This is a genomic window from Micromonospora sp. CNZ285, from assembly GCF_004637285.1.
On the sequence record NZ_SPQD01000001.1, the window covers coordinates 6,424,931 to 6,443,976 of the forward strand.

Here is a 19,046-nt window from a genome sequence, read left to right on the forward strand (position 1 = left end):
ACGGGGCATCGAGCGAGGCGGGGAATGAGCGCAAACGGGGGCACGAAGGCGATCGTCGCCGCCCTGGCGGCGAACCTCGGTATCGCCGTCACCAAGTTCATCGCGTTCGCCCTCACCGGCTCGTCGTCGATGCTGGCCGAGTCGATCCACTCGGTGGCCGACTCGGGTAACCAGGGCCTGCTGCTGATCGGCGGCCGGCGGGCCAAGCGGCAGGCCACGCCGCAGCACCCGTTCGGGTACGGCCGGGAGCGCTACATCTACGCCTTCATCGTGGCGATCGTGCTGTTCAGCATCGGTGGTCTGTTCGCGCTCTACGAGGCGTACCACAAGGCGTCCGACCCGCACCCGATCGAGAGCTGGCAGTGGGTGCCGGTGGCGGTGCTCGTGGCGGCGATCGTGATGGAGAGCTTCTCCTTCCGTACCGCGATCAAGGAGTCGAACCTGGTCCGGGGCAAGCAGACCTGGATCCGGTTCATCCGCCGGGCCAAGGCCCCGGAGCTGCCTGTGGTGCTGCTGGAGGACTTCGGCGCCCTGGTCGGTCTGGTCTTCGCGCTGTTCGGCGTCGGCATGACGCTGATCACCGGCAACGGCATGTGGGACGCGGCGGGCACCGCGATGATCGGTGTGCTGCTGGTGATCATCGCGATCACGCTGGCGATCGAGACCAAGAGCCTGCTGCTCGGCGAGGGCGCCGAGCAGAGCGAGCTGGACAAGATCGAGCAGGCCGTGACGAACGGTCCCGAGGTCGAGCGGATCATCCACATGAAGACGCTCTACCTCGGCCCGGAGGAGCTGATGGTGGCCGCGAAGATCGCGGTGCCGGCCTGGGAGACCGCCCACGACCTGGCCCGCGACATCAACGCGGTCGAGGCGCGGATCCGGCGTGAGGTGCCGACCGCCCGGGTGATCTACCTGGAGCCGGACATCTACTCGCCCGCCGCCGAGCAGGCCGGCACCGGACAGGCGGCGGACACCGCCGTCCCGGAGGCCGTGACCACCGGTGGGACGCACGCGACCGACGAGGTCGCCGGGCGGCCCGGGAGCTGACCGATGGAGTTGTTGCAGGGCCGGATCCGTGACTACGCCTGGGGCTCGCGCACCGCGATCGCCGAGTTGCAGGGGCGGCCGGTGCCGAGCAACGGGCCGGAGGCAGAGCTGTGGCTGGGCGCCCACCCGGGCGCCCCGGCCACTGTGCAGCGCGACGGCCGGCCGGTCAGCCTCACCGACCTGCTGGTGGCCGAGCCGGGCCACTGGCTGGGTGAGCGGCTGGTCGGCCGGTTCGGCACCCGGCTGCCGTTCCTGCTGAAGGTGCTCGCCGCCGACTCGCCGCTGAGCCTCCAGGCGCATCCGGACGCCGAGCAGGCCCGCGCCGGGCACGCCGCCGACGTGGGGCGGGTCAACTACGTGGACCCCTACCACAAGCCGGAACTGCTGGTGGCGCTCTCCGAGTTCGACGCGCTGTGCGGCTTCCGCGACCCCGGGGAGTCGGCGGAGGCGATCGCCGCGTTCGGCGTACCCGTGCTGGAACCTGTGGTGGCGGCGTTGCGTGACGGGCCGGCGGGGCTGCGGGAGGCGGTACGCCTGCTGTTGAGCTGGCCGCAGGCGGAGCGCGCCGGGCTGGTGGCGGCCGTGCTGGCGGCGGCGGAGGCCGGGCCGGCCTCGGCGGACGCCGAACTGGTCCGCACGCTGGCGGCCGGCTATCCGGCCGACCCGGGCGTGGTGGTGGCGTTGCTGCTGCACCACGTCCGGCTGGCGCCCGGCGAGGGCATCTGGATGCCGGCCGGGAATCTGCACGCCTACCTGCGCGGCACCGGCGTGGAGATCATGGCGGCCAGTGACAACGTGCTGCGCGGCGGGTTCACCGCGAAGCGGGTCGACGTGGACGAGTTGCTGCGGGTGCTCCGGTTCGAGGTGCTGACCCGGCCGGTGCTGCGGCCGGAGCAGGTGGAGCCGGGCGTGCTGACCTGGCCGGTGCCGGTGGAGGACTTCGCGCTGCACCGGGTCGAGGTGGCCGCCGGGTCGGCGGGTGTGCGGCTGACGCTGCCCGGGCCGCGGGTGGTGCTCTGCCGGGCCGGGAAGCTGACTGTCGACGACGGCGTGGGGTCGGTGACGCTGGACGCGGGTCAGGCCGCGGTGGGTACGGCGGCCGGTGGCCCGCTGGCGGTGAGCGGGGCGGGCGAGGCGTTCGTCGCCACTTGCGGCATGCACTGACCCGGACAAGTCCGACTTTCCCGAAACGGCTTGACGGTCACCCTGCGTGGTGTGACTCTGTGGGTACGCAGCGTTGTCGCGACGAAGGTCCGGTGACGTGCGGGGGAACCAAACCGGGGGGATGCGCGGGGCGGCCGGGCCGTGAGTGGAGAGTCCGCTCACGACCGACCGCCCCGTGCGCTGTCCGCCGACCGGCCGATTGCGCGGTCGGCCAACCGGGCACGGGTCGAGTGGTCCGCGAGCGTAAGGTGGAAGGCTGCGCACCACCATCGTTCGACAGGAGCTTCCATGACCAGCACCCTCCCGGCGGCCTCCAGCGGCGCGTCGTCGCAGGCCCGGCCGAGCACCCTCGCCGAGGGCGACTACAAGGTGGCGGATCTGTCGCTCGCCGCTTTCGGGCGCAAGGAGATCCGGCTCGCCGAGCACGAGATGCCCGGCCTGATGGCGATCCGGCGTGAGTTCGCCGAGGCCCAGCCGCTGGCCGGCGCCCGCATCACCGGTTCGCTGCACATGACCGTGCAGACCGCCGTCCTGATCGAGACCCTGGTCGCGCTCGGCGCGCAGGTCCGCTGGGCGTCCTGCAACATCTTCTCCACCCAGGACCACGCCGCCGCCGCGATCGTGGTCGGCCCCGAGGGCACCCCGGAGGCCCCGGCGGGCGTGCCGGTCTACGCCTGGAAGGGCGAGACGCTGCCGGAGTACTGGTGGTGCACCGAGCAGGTGCTGGCGTGGCCCGACGGGCAGGGCCCGAACATGATCCTGGACGACGGCGGCGACGCCACCCTGCTCGTCCACAAGGGCGCCGAGTTCGAGAAGGCCGGCGTCGTGCCGCCGGTCGAGTCCGCCGACTCCGAGGAGTACGCGGTCATCCTCGAACTGCTGCACCGCTCGCTGGCCGAGGACGGTCAGCGCTGGACCCGGATCGCCGCCGGCATCAAGGGCGTCACCGAGGAGACCACCACCGGCGTGCACCGGCTCTACGAGATGCACCGCGCCGGCACGCTGCTCTTCCCGGCCATCAACGTCAACGACTCGGTGACCAAGAGCAAGTTCGACAACAAGTACGGCTGCCGCCACTCGCTCATCGACGGCATCAACCGCGCCACCGACGTGCTGATCGGCGGCAAGATGGCCGTCGTCATGGGCTACGGCGACGTGGGCAAGGGCTGCGCCGAGTCGCTGCGCGGCCAGGGCGCCCGGGTCGTGGTGACCGAGGTCGACCCGATCTGCGCGCTGCAGGCGGCGATGGACGGCTACCAGGTCGCCACGCTCGACGACGTGGTGGAGCAGGCCGACATCTTCATCACCGCGACCGGCTGCTTCGACGTCATCACCAACGAGCACATGGCCCGGATGAAGCACCAGGCCATCGTGGGCAACATCGGCCACTTCGACAACGAGATCGACATGGCCGGCCTGGCCAAGCGCAGCGACGTGACCCGGGAGAACATCAAGCCGCAGGTCGACGTGTGGCGCTTCGACGACGGCCACGCCATCATCGTGCTGTCCGAGGGCCGCCTGCTGAACCTCGGCAACGCCACCGGCCACCCGAGCTTCGTGATGTCGAACTCGTTCGCCAACCAGACGATCGCCCAGATCGAGCTGTTCACCAAGACCGACGAATACCCGATCGGCGTCTACGTGCTGCCCAAGCACCTGGACGAGAAGGTCGCCCGGCTGCACCTGGACGCGCTCGGCGCGAAGCTGACCACGCTGACCAAGGAGCAGGCCGCCTACCTGGGCGTCTCCCCGGAGGGCCCGTTCAAGTCGGACCACTACCGCTACTGAGTTCCACGCTCCCGGAAGGACCGGGGTCGGCCGCCGCGCGGCCGTCCCGGTCCTTTTCGCGTACGGGGGGAGTCCGGCGGATGTCGAACCGGGTGACGTCCCGGATCAGCTTGACGTTTGCTGTGAACAGGAGCAAGGTATGGCTGCCCTAAGTTAACTGAGGCAAGCCTGACTACGGAGTCTCCATGTTCGCCACGTACCTGATCGGCCTGCGCGAGGGCCTGGAAGCGACGCTCGTGGTCAGCATCCTCGTCGCCTTCCTGGTCAAGTCCCAGCGCCGGGACCGGCTGCCGCAGGTGTGGGCCGGCGTCGGCCTGGCCGTGGCGCTGTCCGTCGGCTTCGGCTCCCTGATCCAGTACACCTCCACCTCGCTGCTGCGCACCTCCGAGTCGCGCGAGCTGTTCGAGGCGATCACGTCGGTCGCCGCCGTGGTGTTCGTGACCTGGATGATCTTCTGGATGCGCCGGGCCGCCCGCACCATCGCCGGTGAGCTGCGCGGCAAGCTCACCGACGCGCTCGCCGTCGGCTCCCTGGCCGTGGCCGGCATGGCGTTCCTCGCGGTGATCCGCGAGGGCCTGGAGACCGCGCTCATCTTCTACGCCGCCGCCGAGAGCGCGGCCGGCGGCACCGGGCCCGGCTCGCTGCTCGCCCTGGCCGGCGGCATCGCCACCGCCGTCGTGATCGGCTTCCTGCTCTACCGCAGCGCGGTACGGATCAACCTGAGCCGGTTCTTCACCTGGACCGGCGCGCTGCTCATCCTGGTCGCCGCCGGCATCCTCAAGTACGGCGTGCACGACTTCCAGGAGGCGGGCGTGCTGCCCGGCCTGAACGACCTGGCCTTCGACATCTCGAACACGCTCGACCCGGGCTCCTGGTACGGCACGTTGCTCGCCGGCATGTTCAACGTCACCGCCGCGCCGACGGTGCTGGAGCTGGCCGCCTGGGTCGCGTACGCGGTGCCGGTGCTCGTGCTCTTCCTGCGCAAGCCGGCCAAGCCCGCTCAGCCGGCGAAGCCGGCCCGGTCCGCCGAGCCGGTCCCGGCCGCCGCGCCCGCAGCCGACACGTCCGACGCGCCGGCCGACGTCGCCGCCGTTCCGTCCCCCCGCGCCTGAATCACCGTTCCCGAGGAGACCCCGCACGATGCGTACCACTCGACTCGTCGCGCCCGCCGCCGCCGGGCTGCTCGCCGTCGCCGGACTGACCGGCTGCGGGGGCGGTGACGACGCCGACGCCACGAACGGCGGGCCGATCGCCGTCAAGGCCACCGACACCGCCTGCGAGGTCGGCGACACCGAGATCGACGCCGGTCAGGTGACCTTCAAAGTGACGAACACCGGTTCCAAGGTCAACGAGTTCTACGTCTACGCCGCAGGTGACCGGGTGATGGGCGAGGTGGAGAACATCGCCCCCGGGCTCAGCCGCGAGCTGCGGGTCGAGCTGACCGCCGGCACGTACGAGACGGCCTGCAAGCCGGGGATGAGCGGCCGGGGCATCCGGGGCGCGCTGAAGGTCTCCGGCACCGCCGCGACCGTCGCCCCCGACGCCGCGCTGACCCAGGCCACCGAGAGCTACCAGCGGTACGTACGCAGCCAGACCGCCGCGCTGCTGACCAAGACCGAGGAGTTCGTGGCCGCGGTGAAGGCGAACGACGTGGCGAAGGCCAAGGCGCTGTACCCGGTGGCCCGCACCTACTGGGAGCGGATCGAGCCGGTCGCGGAGAGCTTCGGCGACCTCGACCCGAAGATCGACGGTCGTGAGGAGGTGGTCGAGGAGGGCATGGAGTTCACCGGCTTCCACCGGATCGAGAAGGACCTCTGGACCACCGGGGACGTCAGCAAGGACGGCCCGATCGCGGACCGGCTCCTGGTCGACGTCAAGGCGATCGTCGCCAAGGCCGACGCCGAGAAGCTCACCCCGCTCCAGCTCGCCAACGGCGCCAAGGCGCTGCTCGACGAGGTCGCCAGCGGCAAGATCACCGGCGAGGAGGAGCGCTACTCGCACACCGACCTCTGGGACTTCAACGCCAACCTGGAGGGCTCGAAGGCGGCCATCGCGGCGCTGCGCCCGGCGCTGGAGCAGCGCGCGCCCGACCTGGTGAAGCAGCTCGACAGCGAGTTCGCGAACGTGGAGGCCACGCTCGGCAGGCACCGCGCCGGCGACGGCTGGAAGCTGCACACCCAGCTCGGCAAGGACGAGCTGAAGGAGCTGTCGGACGCGGTGAACGCGCTGGCCGAGCCGGTCAGCAAGGTCGCGGCGGCAGTCGCGCGATGACCGGCCCGGCCGCCGGTGACGCGACGAGCGAGCCGAACCGCGAGCGGGCCGGCCGCGGCCTGTCCCGGCGCCGGGCGATGACCCTGGCCGGCGTCGGCGTGGCAGGCGTCGCCGGGGTGGCGGGCGGCGCGGGCGCGCTGCTCGCCGGCGGGAACGAGGCCTCAGCCACCGGATCCGCCGCCGGTTCGGTGCCGTTCCTGGGCGAGCACCAGGCCGGCATCACCACCCCGGCACAGGACCGGCTGCACTTCGTCGCGTTCGACGTGGTCACGAAGGACCGGGACCGGCTCGTTGCCATGCTCCAGGAGTGGACCGCCGCCGCGGCCCGGATGACCGCCGGCAAGGACGCCGGGGTGATCGGCGCGGTCGGCGGCATGCCGGAAGCTCCGCCGGACGACACCGGCGAGGCGCTCGGACTGCCCCCGTCGCAGCTCACCCTCACCGTCGGCTTCGGGCCGACGCTGTTCCGCGACGCGCAGGGCCGGGACCGTTTCGGCATCGCCGCGCGCCGACCGGCCGCGCTGGCCGACCTGCCGCACTTCGCCGGGGACGCGCTCAAGCCGGAGCTGTCCGGTGGCGACCTCTGCGTCCAGGCCTGCGCCAACGACCCGCAGGTGGCGGTGCACGCCATCCGCAACCTGGCCCGGATCGGCATGGGCGTGGTGAGCGTCCGCTGGTCGCAGCTCGGCTTCGGGCGCACCTCGTCGACGTCCCGGGACCAGGCCACCCCGCGCAACCTGTTCGGCTTCAAGGACGGCACCGCCAACCTCAAGGCCGAGGACGCCGGCCTGCTCCGCGACCAGCTCTGGGTGCAGCCCGGCGACGGTCCGGACTGGATGACCGGCGGCTCGTACCTGGTCACCCGGAAGATCCGGATGCTGATCGAGACGTGGGACCGCAGCCCGCTGGCCGAGCAGGAGATGATCGTCGGCCGGACCAAGGGCAGCGGTGCGCCGCTGGGCCGCCGGGACGAGTTCGACGAGCCGGACTTCGCCGCGAAGGGCGACGACGGCGAGCCGCTCATCGCCGACACCGCGCACGTACGACTCGCCCACCCGGACGCGAACGGCGGCGCCCGGCTGCTGCGCCGCGGCTACAACTTCGTGGACGGCTCGGACGGGCTGGGCCGGCTCGACGCCGGTCTGTTCTTCATCGCCTACCAGCGGGATCCGCGCCGGCAGTTCGTGCCGATCCAGACCCGGCTGGCGCGCAACGACGCGATGAACGAATACCTGCGGCACGTCTCCAGCGGCCTGTTCGCCTGCCCGCCCGGCGTACGCGACGCGGCCGACTGGTGGGGGCGGGCGCTGTTCGCCTGAGCCCGGCTCAGCGGCGTACCGGATCGGGGCCGGCCTCCGGTGCGGCGGACCGCAACCGGCCGGTGACCGGCGCCGCTGACCGCAACCGGCCGTCCACCGGCGCGGCGGGACGCAGGGCGGCAGGGTGCGGCACGGCGGCCGACGCCGGGACCAGCTCCGGCCAGAGCGTGGCGGTGACCGCACGGGCCCGGCCCAGCCGCAGCGCCGCCCGGCGCCCCCGCTCGGCCAGGACGGCGGACAGGTAGACCCAGTCCGGCGCGGCCCACGGCGGAGGCGGCGACGTGACCGCGGCGACCTCCGACCACAGCGCCCGGCCCAGCCGGAAACGGTCCGGCTCGGCGAGCTGGGGGAGCCGGTCCAGGTACTGCCGGACGGCCAGCGCCAGCCCGTCGTCGAACCGGGTCAGGTCGAGCGTGGCCGCCCAGGCCAGCAGCGGCGGCGGGGCCGGCGGCAGCGGCCGCCACAGCGCGGCGCCGCGGCTGTGCACCACCAGCGTGCCGGCGACCAGGTCACCCAGCCGGCGACCGCGCGGGTCGGTGAGCATCACCGTGACACTTGCGACCCAGCTCAGCAGCGGCAGCACCAGCCCGGGCCACTCCACCGCGACGCCCACGAGCGCCCGGGTCAGCGACTGGCCCACACCCACCGGGCCGCCGTCGGCGCGTACCACCCGCAGCCCCACTGCCAGCTTGCCCACCGTCCGGCCACCGGCGAAGCGCTCCATCGTCACCGGATAACCGAGCAGGACCAGCACCATCAGCACGACCTGGAGCGCGCCGGCCAGCGCCAGGTCGAGGGAGTCACCGAGCAGCGCGAGCGCCGCCATCGCCAGCACCGCGCCGAGCACCAGGAACAGCGCGACCTGGATCACGGCGTCGATCAGCAGGGCGAGCACGCGGGAGCCCAGCCGGGCCACCCGGACGTCCAGCTCCACCGCCTCGCCGCTGACCAGACCGGCATCGCCCCAACGGGGCGGTGGGGGAGGTTGCGCGCGCACCCCGACAGTGAACACCATGGACGCCGAACGGGGGAGGGTGAGTGGATCTCGACGCGTACGTGGCCGAGCACGGCGCCGAATGGCGGCGGCTGGAACACCTGACCGGGCGGCGTCGGCTCGACGCGGCCGAGGTCGACGAGTTGGTGGCGCTCTACCAGCGCAGCGCCACGCACCTCTCCGCGCTGCGCGCCCGGGCGCCCGAACCGGCGCTGGTGAACCGGCTGTCCCACCTGGTCCTCGCGGCCCGCGCCCGGGTCACCGGCCGGCCCCGGCCGTCGTGGGCGGCGGTGGGCCGGTTCCTGGCCGCCGACCTGCCCGCCGCGCTCTACCGGGCGTGGCCGTGGTGGTGCGGCGTGGCCACCGCGTTCAGCGTGCTGAGCGCCTTCCTCATCTGGTTCGTCGCCGGCAACCCCGACACCGCCGCTGCGTTCGTCGGCGACGAGGAGGCCCGGCAACTGGTGGACTCCGGTTTCGCCGGCTACTACTCCGAGTTCTCCGCGCCCACGTTCGCGTTCCGCCTGTGGACGCACAACGCCTGGCTGGCCGCCCAGTGCCTGGCCGCCGGTGTGCTCGTGGTGCCGGTGTTCTGGCTGCTGTGGCAGAACGCGCTGAACATCGGCGTGGTCGGCGGCGTGATGATCGCCTACGGGCGGGCCGACGTCTTCTTCGGCATGATCACCCCGCACGGGCTGCTGGAGCTGACCGGCATCTTCGTCGCCGCCGGGGTCGGCCTGCGGACCGCCTGGGCCTGGATCGCCCCGCCCGCGCACCTCGGACGCGGCCGAGCTCTCGCCGAGGCGGGACGGCTCGCCGCCGTGGTCGCGGCCGGCCTGGTCGGCGTCTTCGCCGTCTCCGCGCTGATCGAGGCGTTCGTGACCCCGGCGCCGGTGCCGATCCCGCTGCGGGTGGCAGCGGGCGCCGCGGTGTGGCTGGCCTTCCTGGCGTACGCGCTGGTGCTCGGCCGGCGCGCGGTCAGAGCTGGCCGAGGGACTTGAGCCGCAGATAGGTGTCGGCGACGGCCGGGGCCAGCCGGTGCCCCGGCACGTCCACCACCGTCACGCCGTAGCGCGACAGGGCGGCGCGTACCCGGTCCCGCTCGGCCAGCGCCCGCCACGCCGACGCGGCCGCGTACGGGTCGTCCGGGCCGGTCGGGGTGGCAGTGGCGAGCCCGGCCAGCACCGGGTCGCCGGCCGCCGCGAGCACCACCCGGTGCCGGGTGGCCAGCCGGGGCAGCACCGGCAGCAGCCCGTCGCCGATCGCGCCCGCCTCCAGCGCGGTGAACAGCACCACCAGGCTCCGCTGCCGCTCCCGGCGCAGCACCTCGGCGGCGATCAGCTCGAAGTCGGTCTCGACCAGCGCGGGCTGCAACGGCGCCACCGCGTCGACCAGCCGGGCGAGCAGTGCCGCACGGCCGCTGCCGGTGACCCGGGCCCGGATCTCGGTGTCCGCCGCCAGCAGGTCCACCCGGTCACCGGCGCGGGCGGCCAGCGCGGTGAGCAGCAGCGCCGCGTCGATGGCGGTGTCCAGCCGGGGCTCGTCACCGAGGCGTACCGCCGACGTGCGGCCGGTGTCCAGGACGCACACCAGGCGGCGGTCCCGCTCCGGGCGCCAGGTGCGCACCAGCACGTCGGCGCGGCGGGCGCTGCCCCGCCAGTCGATCGAGCGGACGTCGTCGCCCACCGCGTACTCGCGCAACGTGTCGAACTCGGTGCCGTGGCCGCGCCCCCGGGTCACCTGCACGCCGTCGATGACCCGCAGCCGGGACAGCTTCTCCGGCAGGTGCCGGCGGGAGTCGAAGCGGGGCAGCACCCGCAGCGTCCACCGCGGCGTCGCGGGCTGCTCGGCGCGCTGCCTCGCGCCCAGGCGCATCGGCCCGAGCGACCGTACGGTCAGCGCCACCGCCGGCCGGTCGCCGCGCCGGGTCGGGGTGAGCCGGACCGGCAGCGTGGCGGCGCCACCGGGCGGCACGGTGAGCAGGCGGTCCGGCGGCACGTCCGGGCGGGCCCCGGCCGACGGCACCCACGCGTCGCGTACCTGTGCGTACAGCGTGCGGTCGGTCGGGTTGGCCAGGTGCAGCGTGACAGTCGCGGTGCCGCCGAGGCGGACCGTCCGCTCCCCGGAGCGGGTCACCGCGAGCGCGTCCGGCGGCACCGCCATCGCGCGGTCGAGCAGCACCAGCAGCAGCACCGCCGCGGTCAGTACGGCGACGCCGAGGAACGGCGCCGGCCAGGCCGGCAGGGTCAGCGCGCCCACGCCGAGCAGCAGACCCGCCCGCCAGGTCATCGCGGCGTCGGCACGGTGGCCAGCACCGAGTCCAGCACGGCGTCCACTGTGACGCCCTCCAGCTCCACCTCCGGGCGCGGGCGGAGCCGGTGCCGCAGCGTCGGGCGGGCGACCGCCTTGACGTCGTCCGGGGTGACGTGGTCGCGGCCGGCCAGCCAGGACCACGCCTTGGCGGCGTTCAGCAGCGCGGTGGCACCACGCGGGGACGCGCCCAGCTCCAGCGCCGGAGCGGCCCGGGTGCCCCGGCACAGGTCCACGATGTAGCCGAGCACCGGCTCGGCCACGTGGACCCCCCGCACCTCCGCCCGGGCGGCGGCCAGGTCCGCGGCGCCCGCCACCGGGCGTACGCCGGCGGCACGCAGGTCGCGCGGGTCGAAGCCGGCGTGGTGCGCGCGCAGCACGCCCAGCTCCTCCTCGCGCTCCGGCAGCGGCACCGTCAGCTTGAGCAGGAAGCGGTCGAGCTGCGCCTCGGGCAGCGGGTAGGTGCCCTCGTACTCGACCGGGTTCTGGGTGGCCACGACGATGAACGGGTCGGGCAGCGGACGGCGCTCGCCCTCGACGGACACCTGCCGCTCCTCCATCACCTCCAGCAGCGCGGACTGCGTCTTCGGCGGGGTCCGGTTGATCTCGTCGGCGAGCAGCAGGTTGGTGAAGACCGGCCCCTCCCGGAACGTGAACGCGGCGGTGCGCTGGTCGAAGATCAGCGAGCCGGTGACGTCGCCGGGCATCAGGTCGGGGGTGAACTGCACCCGCTTGGCGTCCAGGTCGAGCGCGGCCGCAAGCGTCCGCACCAGCAGCGTCTTGGCCACCCCCGGTACACCCTCCAGCAGCACGTGCCCCCGGCAGAGCAACGCGATCACCAGGCCGGTGACCACGGCGTCCTGCCCGACGACGGCCTTCGCCACCTCGGCACGCAGCCGGTGCAGGGCGGCGCGGGCGCCGGACGGTGCGGTGGTCGTGACGGGTCCGGTCACCGGGTGTCTCCTTCGCTCGGATGCGGGGCCAGGGTACGGGTCAGGGCGTCCAGGTCGCGGGCCAGCTCCAGCAGCTCGCGGTCCTTCTCCGGGGCGGGGCCGTAGAGCAGGTCGGCCATCCGCTCCGGGTCGGCGCCGACGCGCTCGGCGACCCGGGCGGCCACCTCGTCGTCGGGCGTGTCCGGGGGCAGGTTGAGCCGGGTCACGAGCCGGTCCAGCGCGGCGGCGCGCAGCGTCGCGGCGACGGTGTCCCGGGCGCCCGCCCGGCGGTAGAGCCGCGCCCGGCCGCGTACCGTCTCGGCGGACCGGACGGTGACCGGCAGCGGCTCCGACACCGGCGGCCCGAGCCGGCGGGCCCGCCACAGCACCACGAGCAGGCCGGCCAGGGCGAGCTGCACCAGGAGGGCCCAGAACCAGAGCGGGAAGGCACCCCAGAGCGGGTTCTCCCGCGGCGGGTCGGCGCGGTCGGGCGGGTCGGGCCGCTCCGACCGGCCGCTGCCGGCCGGTGCGGGCTGGTCGGTGACCGGATCCGGGGACCAGCTCGGCCCGGTCGGGGCCGGCACCGGCTCGGGCAGGTCGAGCCAGACCAGCGGGCGGCCGCCGCCGAGCAGGCCGGTGGCGAGGGCCTCGTTGCCCCACTCGCCGATCCGGTCGTTGCGGAACGGGTCGCTCGCGCCGGCCAGCACCATCTCGACCCGGCCGGGGACACGCAGCAGCGCGCCGCCGTAGCAGTGGTCGACCTCGGCCGGCCCGTCGTACCGCTGCAGGTCGATCGCGGCGGTGCCGGCCCGTACCGCCTCGGGCAGCCGGCACGGCGTGCCGTCGGCGTCCGGCGGCACCGCCCGGGCGGCCCAGCGAGCGCCGGCCGGCTCGACCGGGGTGTCCAGTTCGGTGAGCACCCGCCGGGACGGCTCGACCAGCACCAGCCGGCTACCCGGCGGCAGGGTGGTCAGCTCGTCGAGCCGGTCCGGGTGCACCAGCCCGGGCGCGGGCACGAACAGCGTGCTCGGCTCGGCCCCGGCGGTTCGCAGCGCGGCCGCCAGGTCCGTCTCCCGGCGGACCGGCACGCCCTGCGTCCGCAGCGCTTCCGCGAGCCTGCTGGCGCCGTCGTCGTCGGTGGCGACCGGGGACAGGAAGCCGGGCTCGTCGGCGTCCGGCCGGTCGGCCGCGCGCAGCACGAGCGTGGTCACGATCAGCAGCACGGCGAGCCCGAGCGGGACGAGCAACCGGTACGGCCGCCGGCGCGGCGCCGCGGTGGTCGCCGTCGTCGTGGTCTCCGGTACGACAGTGGCGGTCACCGCGGCTCCTCCCCGGTCAGCTCGCGACTCAGGTCGGTGGCGAGTTCACGCATCCGCCGGTCGTGCGCGGCGGTGGCGGGACGCTGGGCGTACCAGAGGTCGGAGAAGATCGCCCCGGCCGCGTGCAACGTCGGCCGGACCTGCGGCCGGGTGCGGGCCGCCGCCTCGGTCAGCTCCACGACGGTGAGCCCGGGGCGGGGTTCCACCACCTGCCGGACGACCAGGAGCCGGACCATCTCGCGCAGCCGTTCCCGGACCGCCTCGGCGTACCGGCCCTCGGCCGCCAGCCGGTCGGCCAGCCCGGGTCCGGCCGCCGCCGGTTCCGGCAGCCGGGGCGCGGGCAGGCGTACCGGTGGCGGATCGATGCGCGGCCGGCGGGCACGCCGCCGCCGGAACCGGGGCAGCCGCAGCCGGGGCAGGCGGGGGCGGCGCAGCCGGGGCAGCGTGAACCGGGGCAGCCGGCGGGGCACCCAGGCCGGGAAGAAGTGCCAGCCCAGCCCCACCAGCAGCGCGACCGCCAGCAGGATCAGCGCGGCCAGCGGCAGCGGCACCACGTCACCGAGGGCCGCCACCGTCTCGGTCCACCACCGGCTCACCGGTGCGCCGCCAGCAGGACGGGCTCGGGCACGCCGGCCGGCGCGCGGGAGAGCCGGATGTCCAGCCCCTCGGTGCGGACCCGGGTCTCCAGGTGCAGCACCGCGTCCAGGCAGGCGAGCGCCGGGTACGCGAGCGCGTTGACAGCGGCGAAGGCGGCGATCGTCAGCGGCAGCGCCCAGGCCGACACGTCGAACAGGCCCAGCATGCCGAGACCCTGGTAGACGCCCAGCCCGATGCCGAGCCGGATCAGCCACCAGCCGAGGTAGCCCAGCAGCCGGATCGCGGCGCCCCGGGCGCTGATCCGGCCGGCCAGGCGTACCGCCCGCCAGGGCGCCAGGTGTGCCGGCACCCCGTCCAGCACCAGCACCGGCACCACCAGGCCGAGCAGCGCGTACGCCGCGAACCAGCCCGGCCCGGTCAGAGCGGCGGCCGTGACGGTCAGCCCGACCAGGACGGCGGCCGGCAGCGCCACGCCGAGCCGGGCACCGCGCAGGATCTCGGACGGCCCCGGACGGCGCCCCAGCAGCGCCGCCCCGGCGCCGCGCGCCGCCGGGCCGCCGAGCAGCGCGACGATCGCCGCCTCGGTGCCCGCGCCGGCCGCCAGCAGCAGCCAGTACTCCGGGAGGGCGTCGCCGAACTCCGCCGGCCACCAGTACGGCGGTTCGGCCCCGGCCAGCAGGCGCAGCGGGTGGAGTACCGCCTGTTCGGCGAGGGCCAGCAGCAGGGCGAGCGGCACGAGCACCCGGGCCTGGTCGCGCAGCAGCAGCACGGCCGCGTCGAGCAGCTCGCCGACGGTCAGCGGACGGCGCGGCAGCACCGCGGTCGGGCCGGCGTCGGGCACGCGTACTCCTGGGCGGGGCGAGCGGAGGTGGCGGGCGGGGCGACGCCCGGGGATCATGGTTGCACGGCGGGTCCGCATCCGGTGGACCCGTCCGCTCCGGCGCGCCACGCTGGGCGGCCACGCCGACTTGCTGTGGTGCGCGGGGCCGCCCGGCGCTACGGTGCCGTGGAGACGCCGAACACTCCAGACGAACGGGGATGGAACGATAAACCCCATGAGAGCCCGGGTACTCGTGGTCGACGACGACCCCGCCCTCGCCGAGATGCTCGGCATCGTGCTGCGCAGCGAGGGCTTCGTGCCGTCCTTCGTCGCGGACGGCGAACGGGCGTTGGCCGCCTTCCGCGACAGCCGACCCGACATCGTCCTGCTCGACCTGATGCTGCCGGGCATGAGCGGCATCGACGTGGCCCGCGCCATCCGGGGCGAGTCGGGCGTGCCGATCGTGATGCTGACCGCCAAGAGCGACACCGTCGACGTGGTGCTCGGGCTGGAGTCCGGCGCCGACGACTACGTGGTGAAGCCGTTCAAGCCCAAGGAGCTGGTGGCCCGGATGCGGGCCCGTCTGCGCCGGGGCGAGGACGTGGCGCCGGAGATGCTGACCATCGGCCCGCCCGGCAACCAGATCACCATCGACGTGCCGGCCCACACGGTCAGCCGCGACGGCGAGGAGGTGAAGCTGACGCCGCTGGAGTTCGACCTGCTGGTCGCGCTCGCCCGCAAGCCGCGTCAGGTCTTCACCCGCGAGGTGCTGCTGGAGCAGGTCTGGGGCTACCGCCACGCGGCGGACACCCGCCTGGTCAACGTGCACGTGCAGCGGCTGCGCGCCAAGATCGAGCCGGATCCGGAGCGACCCGAAATCATCCTGACCGTGCGGGGCGTGGGCTACAAGGCGGGTACCGGATAGCCTGGTCAGCACTGTGCTGACCTCGCCCGAGTCGCCGACCCCCGCGCCCCGCCGGCTCTCCGCCGTGCGGGCGCTCTGGCTCGCCCTGACCGGCCGCGTCGCCCGGCTGGTGGCGGCCGTGCACCAGGCGTGGCGGCGGTCGCTCCAGGTCCGTGTGGTCACCATCACGCTGGTGGCGTCGAGTCTGCTGGTGGGCGGTTTCGCCTATCTGATCGCCGACAAGATCACCAGCATCCTGCTGGAGAACGCCGAGACCGACGTGCGGCTGCGGTTGAGCAACGGCAGCGAGTACGCGGCCAAGCAGTTCAACCTCTACAGCCAGCCGCAGGAGGCGCAGCTCCAGAACACGATCGACGGCACCGTCAACTACCTGGCCGGCGGCGACCCCACCCAGACCAGCGGCGTGGTGGTGGCGATCACCGCCGACAACTTCGCCGAGTTCATCGAGCCGCGTACCACGCCCGACGTGCCGGTGGACACGGTGATCGGCGACGAGCTGCGGGCCACTGTCGCCTCGGGCAAGGTCGCGCACCAGATCCGTACCGGCTCGCTCGGCGGCGAGCGGACGAAATACCTGGTCTACGGCTCCCCGGTGCCGACCAAGTTCGGTCAGGTCGAGCTCTACTACCTCGTACCGCTGGCCCGGCAGGACGCGACGGCGGCCGACGCCCGGGCCACGGTGGTCGCCACCGGCGTCGCGCTGGTGCTGCTGCTCGGCCTGCTGGCCGCCCTGGTCACCCGCCTGGTGGTGACGCCGGTACGGGTGGCCGCGCGCACCGCGCAGCGGCTCTCCGCCGGTCTGCTGGACCAGCGCATGGTGGTCTCCGGCGAGGACGACCTCGCGCTGCTGGCGGCCTCGTTCAACCAGATGGCGACGAACCTGCAACGGCAGATCCTCCGGCTGGAGGAGATGTCCCGGCTGCAACGCCGGTTCACCTCCGACGTCTCGCACGAACTGCGGACGCCGCTGACCACGGTCCGGATGGCCGCCGACCTGATCTTCGCCGAGCGCGACGAGTTCGACCCGGCGGTGGCCCGCAGCGCCGAACTGCTCCAGGCCGAGCTGGACCGGTTCGAGGAACTGCTCACCGACCTGCTGGAGATCAGCCGGTTCGACGCCGGTTTCGCGGTGCTGGACAGCGAGCCGACCGACCTGGTGCCGGTGGTGCACCGGGTCACCGAGCGGTTGGCCGGGCTGGCCGAGCGGGTCGGGGTGACCATCGAGCTGGACCTGCCGGACACTCCGGTGATCGCCGAGGTCGACCCGCGCCGCGTCGAGCGGGTGCTGCGCAACCTGGTCGGCAACGCGGTCGAGCACGGCGAGGCCAAGCCGGTACGGATCACCCTGGGCCAGGACCAGAGCGCGGTGGCGATCACCGTGCGGGACCACGGGGTCGGCCTCAAGCCGGGGGAGGAGAAGCTGGTGTTCAACCGCTTCTGGCGGGCCGACCCGTCGCGCGCCCGGCAGACCGGCGGCACCGGGCTGGGCCTGTCGATCAGCCTGGAGGACGCCCGCCTGCACGGCGGCTGGCTGGAGGCGTGGGGCGCGCCCGGGCAGGGCGCGCAGTTCCGGCTCACCCTGCCGGCCCGCGCCGGGGACCGGCTCACCACCAGCCCGCTGCGGCTGGTGCCGGCCGACGCCACGGTGCCGTTCGGCGGCCCCCGCGACGGCGAGCTGTCCGCCATCGGGCCCGGTGGCGGCGTCGCGGCGCTGACCGCCGGACCGGCCGCCGGCGGCGACCACGCGGAGGCGCGGCCGTGAGGCGCCGCGTCCTGGCCCTGCTGCTGACCGGCGCGCTGCTGCCGGCCGCGCTCGCCGGATGCGGCATCCCGGACGAGACCGACGTGCAGGTGGACGGCTCGGCGCCGGCCGCCGAGTCCGGGGTGCTCAACGGCAGCCCGGCCCGGCCGCCCGAACCGGCGGACAGCAGCGAGCCGGTGCCGTTCGTGGAGAACTACCTGCGGGCCGCCGCGGCCGGGGAACGCGACCAGGCGTACGCCCGGGCCCGCAAGTTCCTCGCCGCGGAGGCCCGCGACCTGCTTTCGGGCAAGCCGCAGACCAGCGAGATCGAGCTGACAGTGGTGCGGCTGCGGGAGAAGCCGGAGAGCACGCCGCCGAACAACCAGGGCACCAGCACCGTGACGCTCAAGGTGCAGCAGGTGGGCGTGCTGCGCGCCGACGGCACGCTCGGCCCGCCGGTGGCCAGCGAGACGCAGTACGTCTTCGAGCTGCGCCGGGCCGAGCCGGCCGGTGCCGGCCTGCTGATCACCGAGCTGCCGAACATGCTGCTGGTCAGCGACTCGGCGGTGCGCGAGTACTACCGCCCCCGCACCGTCTACTTCTGGAACCCCGACCTGACCCGGCTGGTGCCGGACCAGCGCTACCTGCCCTCGTCGGCGCCGACCGAGCGCCGGATCACCGAGGTGATGAAGTGGCTGGCCGACCGCCCGGCGGACTGGCTGTCCCCCGCCGTGACCGGGCTGCCCGACGGCACCCAGCTGATCAACAACGCGACCGGTACGGACGGCCACTGGGAGATCAACCTGAACATGCCGGGTGCCAACGAGCAGCGACTGACCCGGCTCGGCACCCAGCTGGCGTGGTCGCTGTCGGACCTGGACGGCCAGGTCGACCTGAAGATCCAGAACCAGAAGCGGCTCACCGTCGACCTGCGGCGGGAGCGGGTCTCGACCGCCGCCTATCCCCGCGGCGGCGATCCGATGCGGTACGCCGTCTACGACGGCGCGGTCCGTCCCCTGGCGTTCGGCGCCGAGTCGCGGGCCGCCGCGCCGCTGCCGCCCGCGGAGAACCGCAACGTGGTGTCCGCGTCGCTCGCCCGCGCCGACGACCAGGTGCTCGCCGCGCTCGTGGTGACCGGGGCGGACAACCGCAGGCGGCTCAAGGTGGGCAGTGGCCCGGAACCGGTCGCGACGCTCAGCCCCAGCGACCGGACGTTCCGAGCGATGAGCCGCCCCACCTGGCTGCGCTCGCTGAACAAGGCCCGTCCGGCGGGTCTGGTGGCGGCCGACGGCCGGCTCTACCGGTTCGACGGCATGGGCCGGATGAGCGAGATCCCGCTGTCCGTCCCCGGGCCGGTGACGGCTGTGGCCGGTTCCCTCGACGGGCACCGGATCGCGCTGGTCTCCGGCGGCGCGGTCTTCGTCGCCGCGGTGAGCGTCGACGGTGGCGGGGCCAGCCTCGGGCAGCTCCGCCGGGTCACCACGCTGCTCACCGGCGTGACGGTGGTGGACTGGGTGGCGGAGAACGAGCTGGCGCTGGCCGGCAACGAGGCGGACCGGCGCTCGGCGATCCACCAGGTCAGCGTCGACGGCGCCTGGGAGACCCCGCTGACGGTGGAGATCGGCGCCCCGGTGACCCAGCTCGCCGGATATCCGGGCGGCGGCGACCGCGGCCTGGCCGCGTTCTCGTTCATGTTCGAGACGGACGGCGCGGCCTGGCGGAACAACCCGTTCGACTACGTCAAGCGGGAGCAGGTGCTCGACGTTCCGGCCGGCAGCCGGGCGACCAACCCGACCGCGCCGTTCTTCCTCTACTGAGCCGC

General features: G+C 74.1%; 16 protein-coding genes. 10 read left to right on the forward strand and 6 right to left on the reverse strand.

What is annotated here, in order from left to right; translation table 11 throughout:
• Positions 1-24: 24 nt before the first annotated feature.
• The 6 genes from CLT75_RS29785 to efeB all read left to right on the forward strand — a co-directional run bounded on the left by CLT75_RS29785 (position 25) and on the right by efeB (position 7,589).
• Positions 25-1,047 (forward strand): cation diffusion facilitator family transporter, encoded by a 1,023-nt coding sequence (locus CLT75_RS29785; RefSeq protein ID WP_135243443.1) that lies wholly within the window; start codon positions 25-27, stop codon positions 1,045-1,047.
• A 3-nt stretch (positions 1,048-1,050) separates the two neighbouring features.
• Positions 1,051-2,211, forward strand: a complete 1,161-nt coding sequence (manA, locus tag CLT75_RS29790) for a mannose-6-phosphate isomerase, class I (protein ID WP_135243444.1) — start codon at positions 1,051-1,053, stop codon at positions 2,209-2,211.
• Positions 2,212-2,499: 288 nt separating this feature from the next.
• Entirely contained in the window at positions 2,500-3,999 is a 1,500-nt protein-coding gene (gene ahcY, locus CLT75_RS29795; RefSeq protein ID WP_135243445.1) for an adenosylhomocysteinase, read from the forward strand.
• A gap of 185 nt (positions 4,000-4,184) precedes the next feature.
• The gene (gene efeU, locus CLT75_RS29800) at positions 4,185-5,111 is read left to right on the forward strand and encodes an iron uptake transporter permease EfeU (protein ID WP_135243446.1); all 927 of its coding nucleotides are present in this window, start codon (positions 4,185-4,187) and stop codon (positions 5,109-5,111) included.
• 28 nt (positions 5,112-5,139) lie between these two features.
• The gene (gene efeO / locus CLT75_RS29805) at positions 5,140-6,270 is read left to right on the forward strand and encodes an iron uptake system protein EfeO (RefSeq protein ID WP_135243447.1); all 1,131 of its coding nucleotides are present in this window, start codon (positions 5,140-5,142) and stop codon (positions 6,268-6,270) included.
• On the forward strand, positions 6,267-7,589 hold the full coding sequence (gene efeB / locus CLT75_RS29810) for an iron uptake transporter deferrochelatase/peroxidase subunit (RefSeq protein ID WP_135243448.1): 1,323 nt from the start codon (positions 6,267-6,269) through the stop codon (positions 7,587-7,589). Before efeO ends, efeB begins: the two co-directional genes overlap by 4 nt.
• A gap of 7 nt (positions 7,590-7,596) precedes the next feature.
• Here the strand turns inward: efeB and CLT75_RS29815 are convergent, their stop codons facing one another.
• On the reverse strand, positions 7,597-8,604 hold the full coding sequence (locus tag CLT75_RS29815) for an RDD family protein (RefSeq protein ID WP_135243449.1): 1,008 nt from the start codon (positions 8,602-8,604) through the stop codon (positions 7,597-7,599).
• A 23-nt stretch (positions 8,605-8,627) separates the two neighbouring features.
• On the opposite strand from CLT75_RS29815, the gene CLT75_RS29820 reads away from it, so the two are divergent.
• The gene (locus tag CLT75_RS29820; RefSeq protein ID WP_135243450.1) at positions 8,628-9,581 is read left to right on the forward strand and encodes a stage II sporulation protein M; all 954 of its coding nucleotides are present in this window, start codon (positions 8,628-8,630) and stop codon (positions 9,579-9,581) included.
• Here CLT75_RS29820 and CLT75_RS29825 read toward each other — a convergent pair.
• From CLT75_RS29825 to CLT75_RS29845, 5 genes are read right to left on the reverse strand one after another with little or no spacing between them, the layout of a single operon-like run.
• Complete coding sequence (locus CLT75_RS29825) at positions 9,559-10,869, reverse strand: DUF58 domain-containing protein (RefSeq protein ID WP_135243451.1); 1,311 nt, start codon at positions 10,867-10,869, stop codon at positions 9,559-9,561. The two genes, CLT75_RS29820 and CLT75_RS29825, sit on opposite strands and share 23 nt — an antisense overlap.
• Positions 10,866-11,843 (reverse strand): AAA family ATPase, encoded by a 978-nt coding sequence (locus tag CLT75_RS29830; protein WP_135243452.1) that lies wholly within the window; start codon positions 11,841-11,843, stop codon positions 10,866-10,868. The genes CLT75_RS29825 and CLT75_RS29830 overlap by 4 nt, the downstream gene beginning before the upstream one ends.
• The gene (locus CLT75_RS29835; protein WP_135243453.1) at positions 11,840-13,141 is read right to left on the reverse strand and encodes a DUF4350 domain-containing protein; all 1,302 of its coding nucleotides are present in this window, start codon (positions 13,139-13,141) and stop codon (positions 11,840-11,842) included. The genes CLT75_RS29830 and CLT75_RS29835 overlap by 4 nt, the downstream gene beginning before the upstream one ends.
• A complete protein-coding gene (locus CLT75_RS29840; protein WP_135243454.1) occupies positions 13,138-13,737 on the reverse strand; it encodes a DUF4129 domain-containing protein in 600 nt (199 codons plus the stop codon). The genes CLT75_RS29835 and CLT75_RS29840 overlap by 4 nt, the downstream gene beginning before the upstream one ends.
• Positions 13,734-14,579, reverse strand: a complete 846-nt coding sequence (locus CLT75_RS29845) for a hypothetical protein (RefSeq protein ID WP_135243455.1) — start codon at positions 14,577-14,579, stop codon at positions 13,734-13,736. The genes CLT75_RS29840 and CLT75_RS29845 overlap by 4 nt, the downstream gene beginning before the upstream one ends.
• 214 nt (positions 14,580-14,793) lie before the next feature.
• On the opposite strand from CLT75_RS29845, the gene mtrA reads away from it, so the two are divergent.
• From mtrA to CLT75_RS29860, 3 genes are read left to right on the forward strand one after another with little or no spacing between them, the layout of a single operon-like run.
• Positions 14,794-15,483 carry an MtrAB system response regulator MtrA gene (gene mtrA, locus CLT75_RS29850; protein WP_088969953.1) on the forward strand — a complete coding sequence of 230 codons (690 nt, stop codon included), beginning with the start codon at positions 14,794-14,796 and terminating at the stop codon, positions 15,481-15,483.
• Between the two features lie 13 nt (positions 15,484-15,496).
• A complete protein-coding gene (gene mtrB / locus CLT75_RS29855; protein ID WP_167796983.1) occupies positions 15,497-17,245 on the forward strand; it encodes an MtrAB system histidine kinase MtrB in 1,749 nt (582 codons plus the stop codon).
• Positions 17,242-19,041 (forward strand): LpqB family beta-propeller domain-containing protein, encoded by a 1,800-nt coding sequence (locus CLT75_RS29860; protein WP_135243456.1) that lies wholly within the window; start codon positions 17,242-17,244, stop codon positions 19,039-19,041. The genes mtrB and CLT75_RS29860 overlap by 4 nt, the downstream gene beginning before the upstream one ends.
• The last annotated feature ends 5 nt before the right edge of the window (positions 19,042-19,046 follow it).

Bases quoted from the DNA above. Each gene is read 5' to 3' on its own strand.
- ahcY (WP_135243445.1), top strand. From the start codon at position 2,500: ATGACCAGCACCCTCCCGGCGGCCTCCAGCGGCGCGTCGTCGCAGGCC.
- CLT75_RS29825 (WP_135243451.1), bottom strand. From the start codon at position 10,869: ATGACCTGGCGGGCGGGTCTGCTGCTCGGCGTGGGCGCGCTGACCCTG.
- efeO (WP_135243447.1), top strand. From the start codon at position 5,140: ATGCGTACCACTCGACTCGTCGCGCCCGCCGCCGCCGGGCTGCTCGCC.
- CLT75_RS29815 (WP_135243449.1), bottom strand. From the start codon at position 8,604: ATGGTGTTCACTGTCGGGGTGCGCGCGCAACCTCCCCCACCGCCCCGT.
- mtrA (WP_088969953.1), top strand. From the start codon at position 14,794: ATGAGAGCCCGGGTACTCGTGGTCGACGACGACCCCGCCCTCGCCGAG.
- efeU (WP_135243446.1), top strand. From the start codon at position 4,185: ATGTTCGCCACGTACCTGATCGGCCTGCGCGAGGGCCTGGAAGCGACG.
- CLT75_RS29785 (WP_135243443.1), top strand. From the start codon at position 25: ATGAGCGCAAACGGGGGCACGAAGGCGATCGTCGCCGCCCTGGCGGCG.
- efeB (WP_135243448.1), top strand. From the start codon at position 6,267: ATGACCGGCCCGGCCGCCGGTGACGCGACGAGCGAGCCGAACCGCGAG.
- manA (WP_135243444.1), top strand. From the start codon at position 1,051: ATGGAGTTGTTGCAGGGCCGGATCCGTGACTACGCCTGGGGCTCGCGC.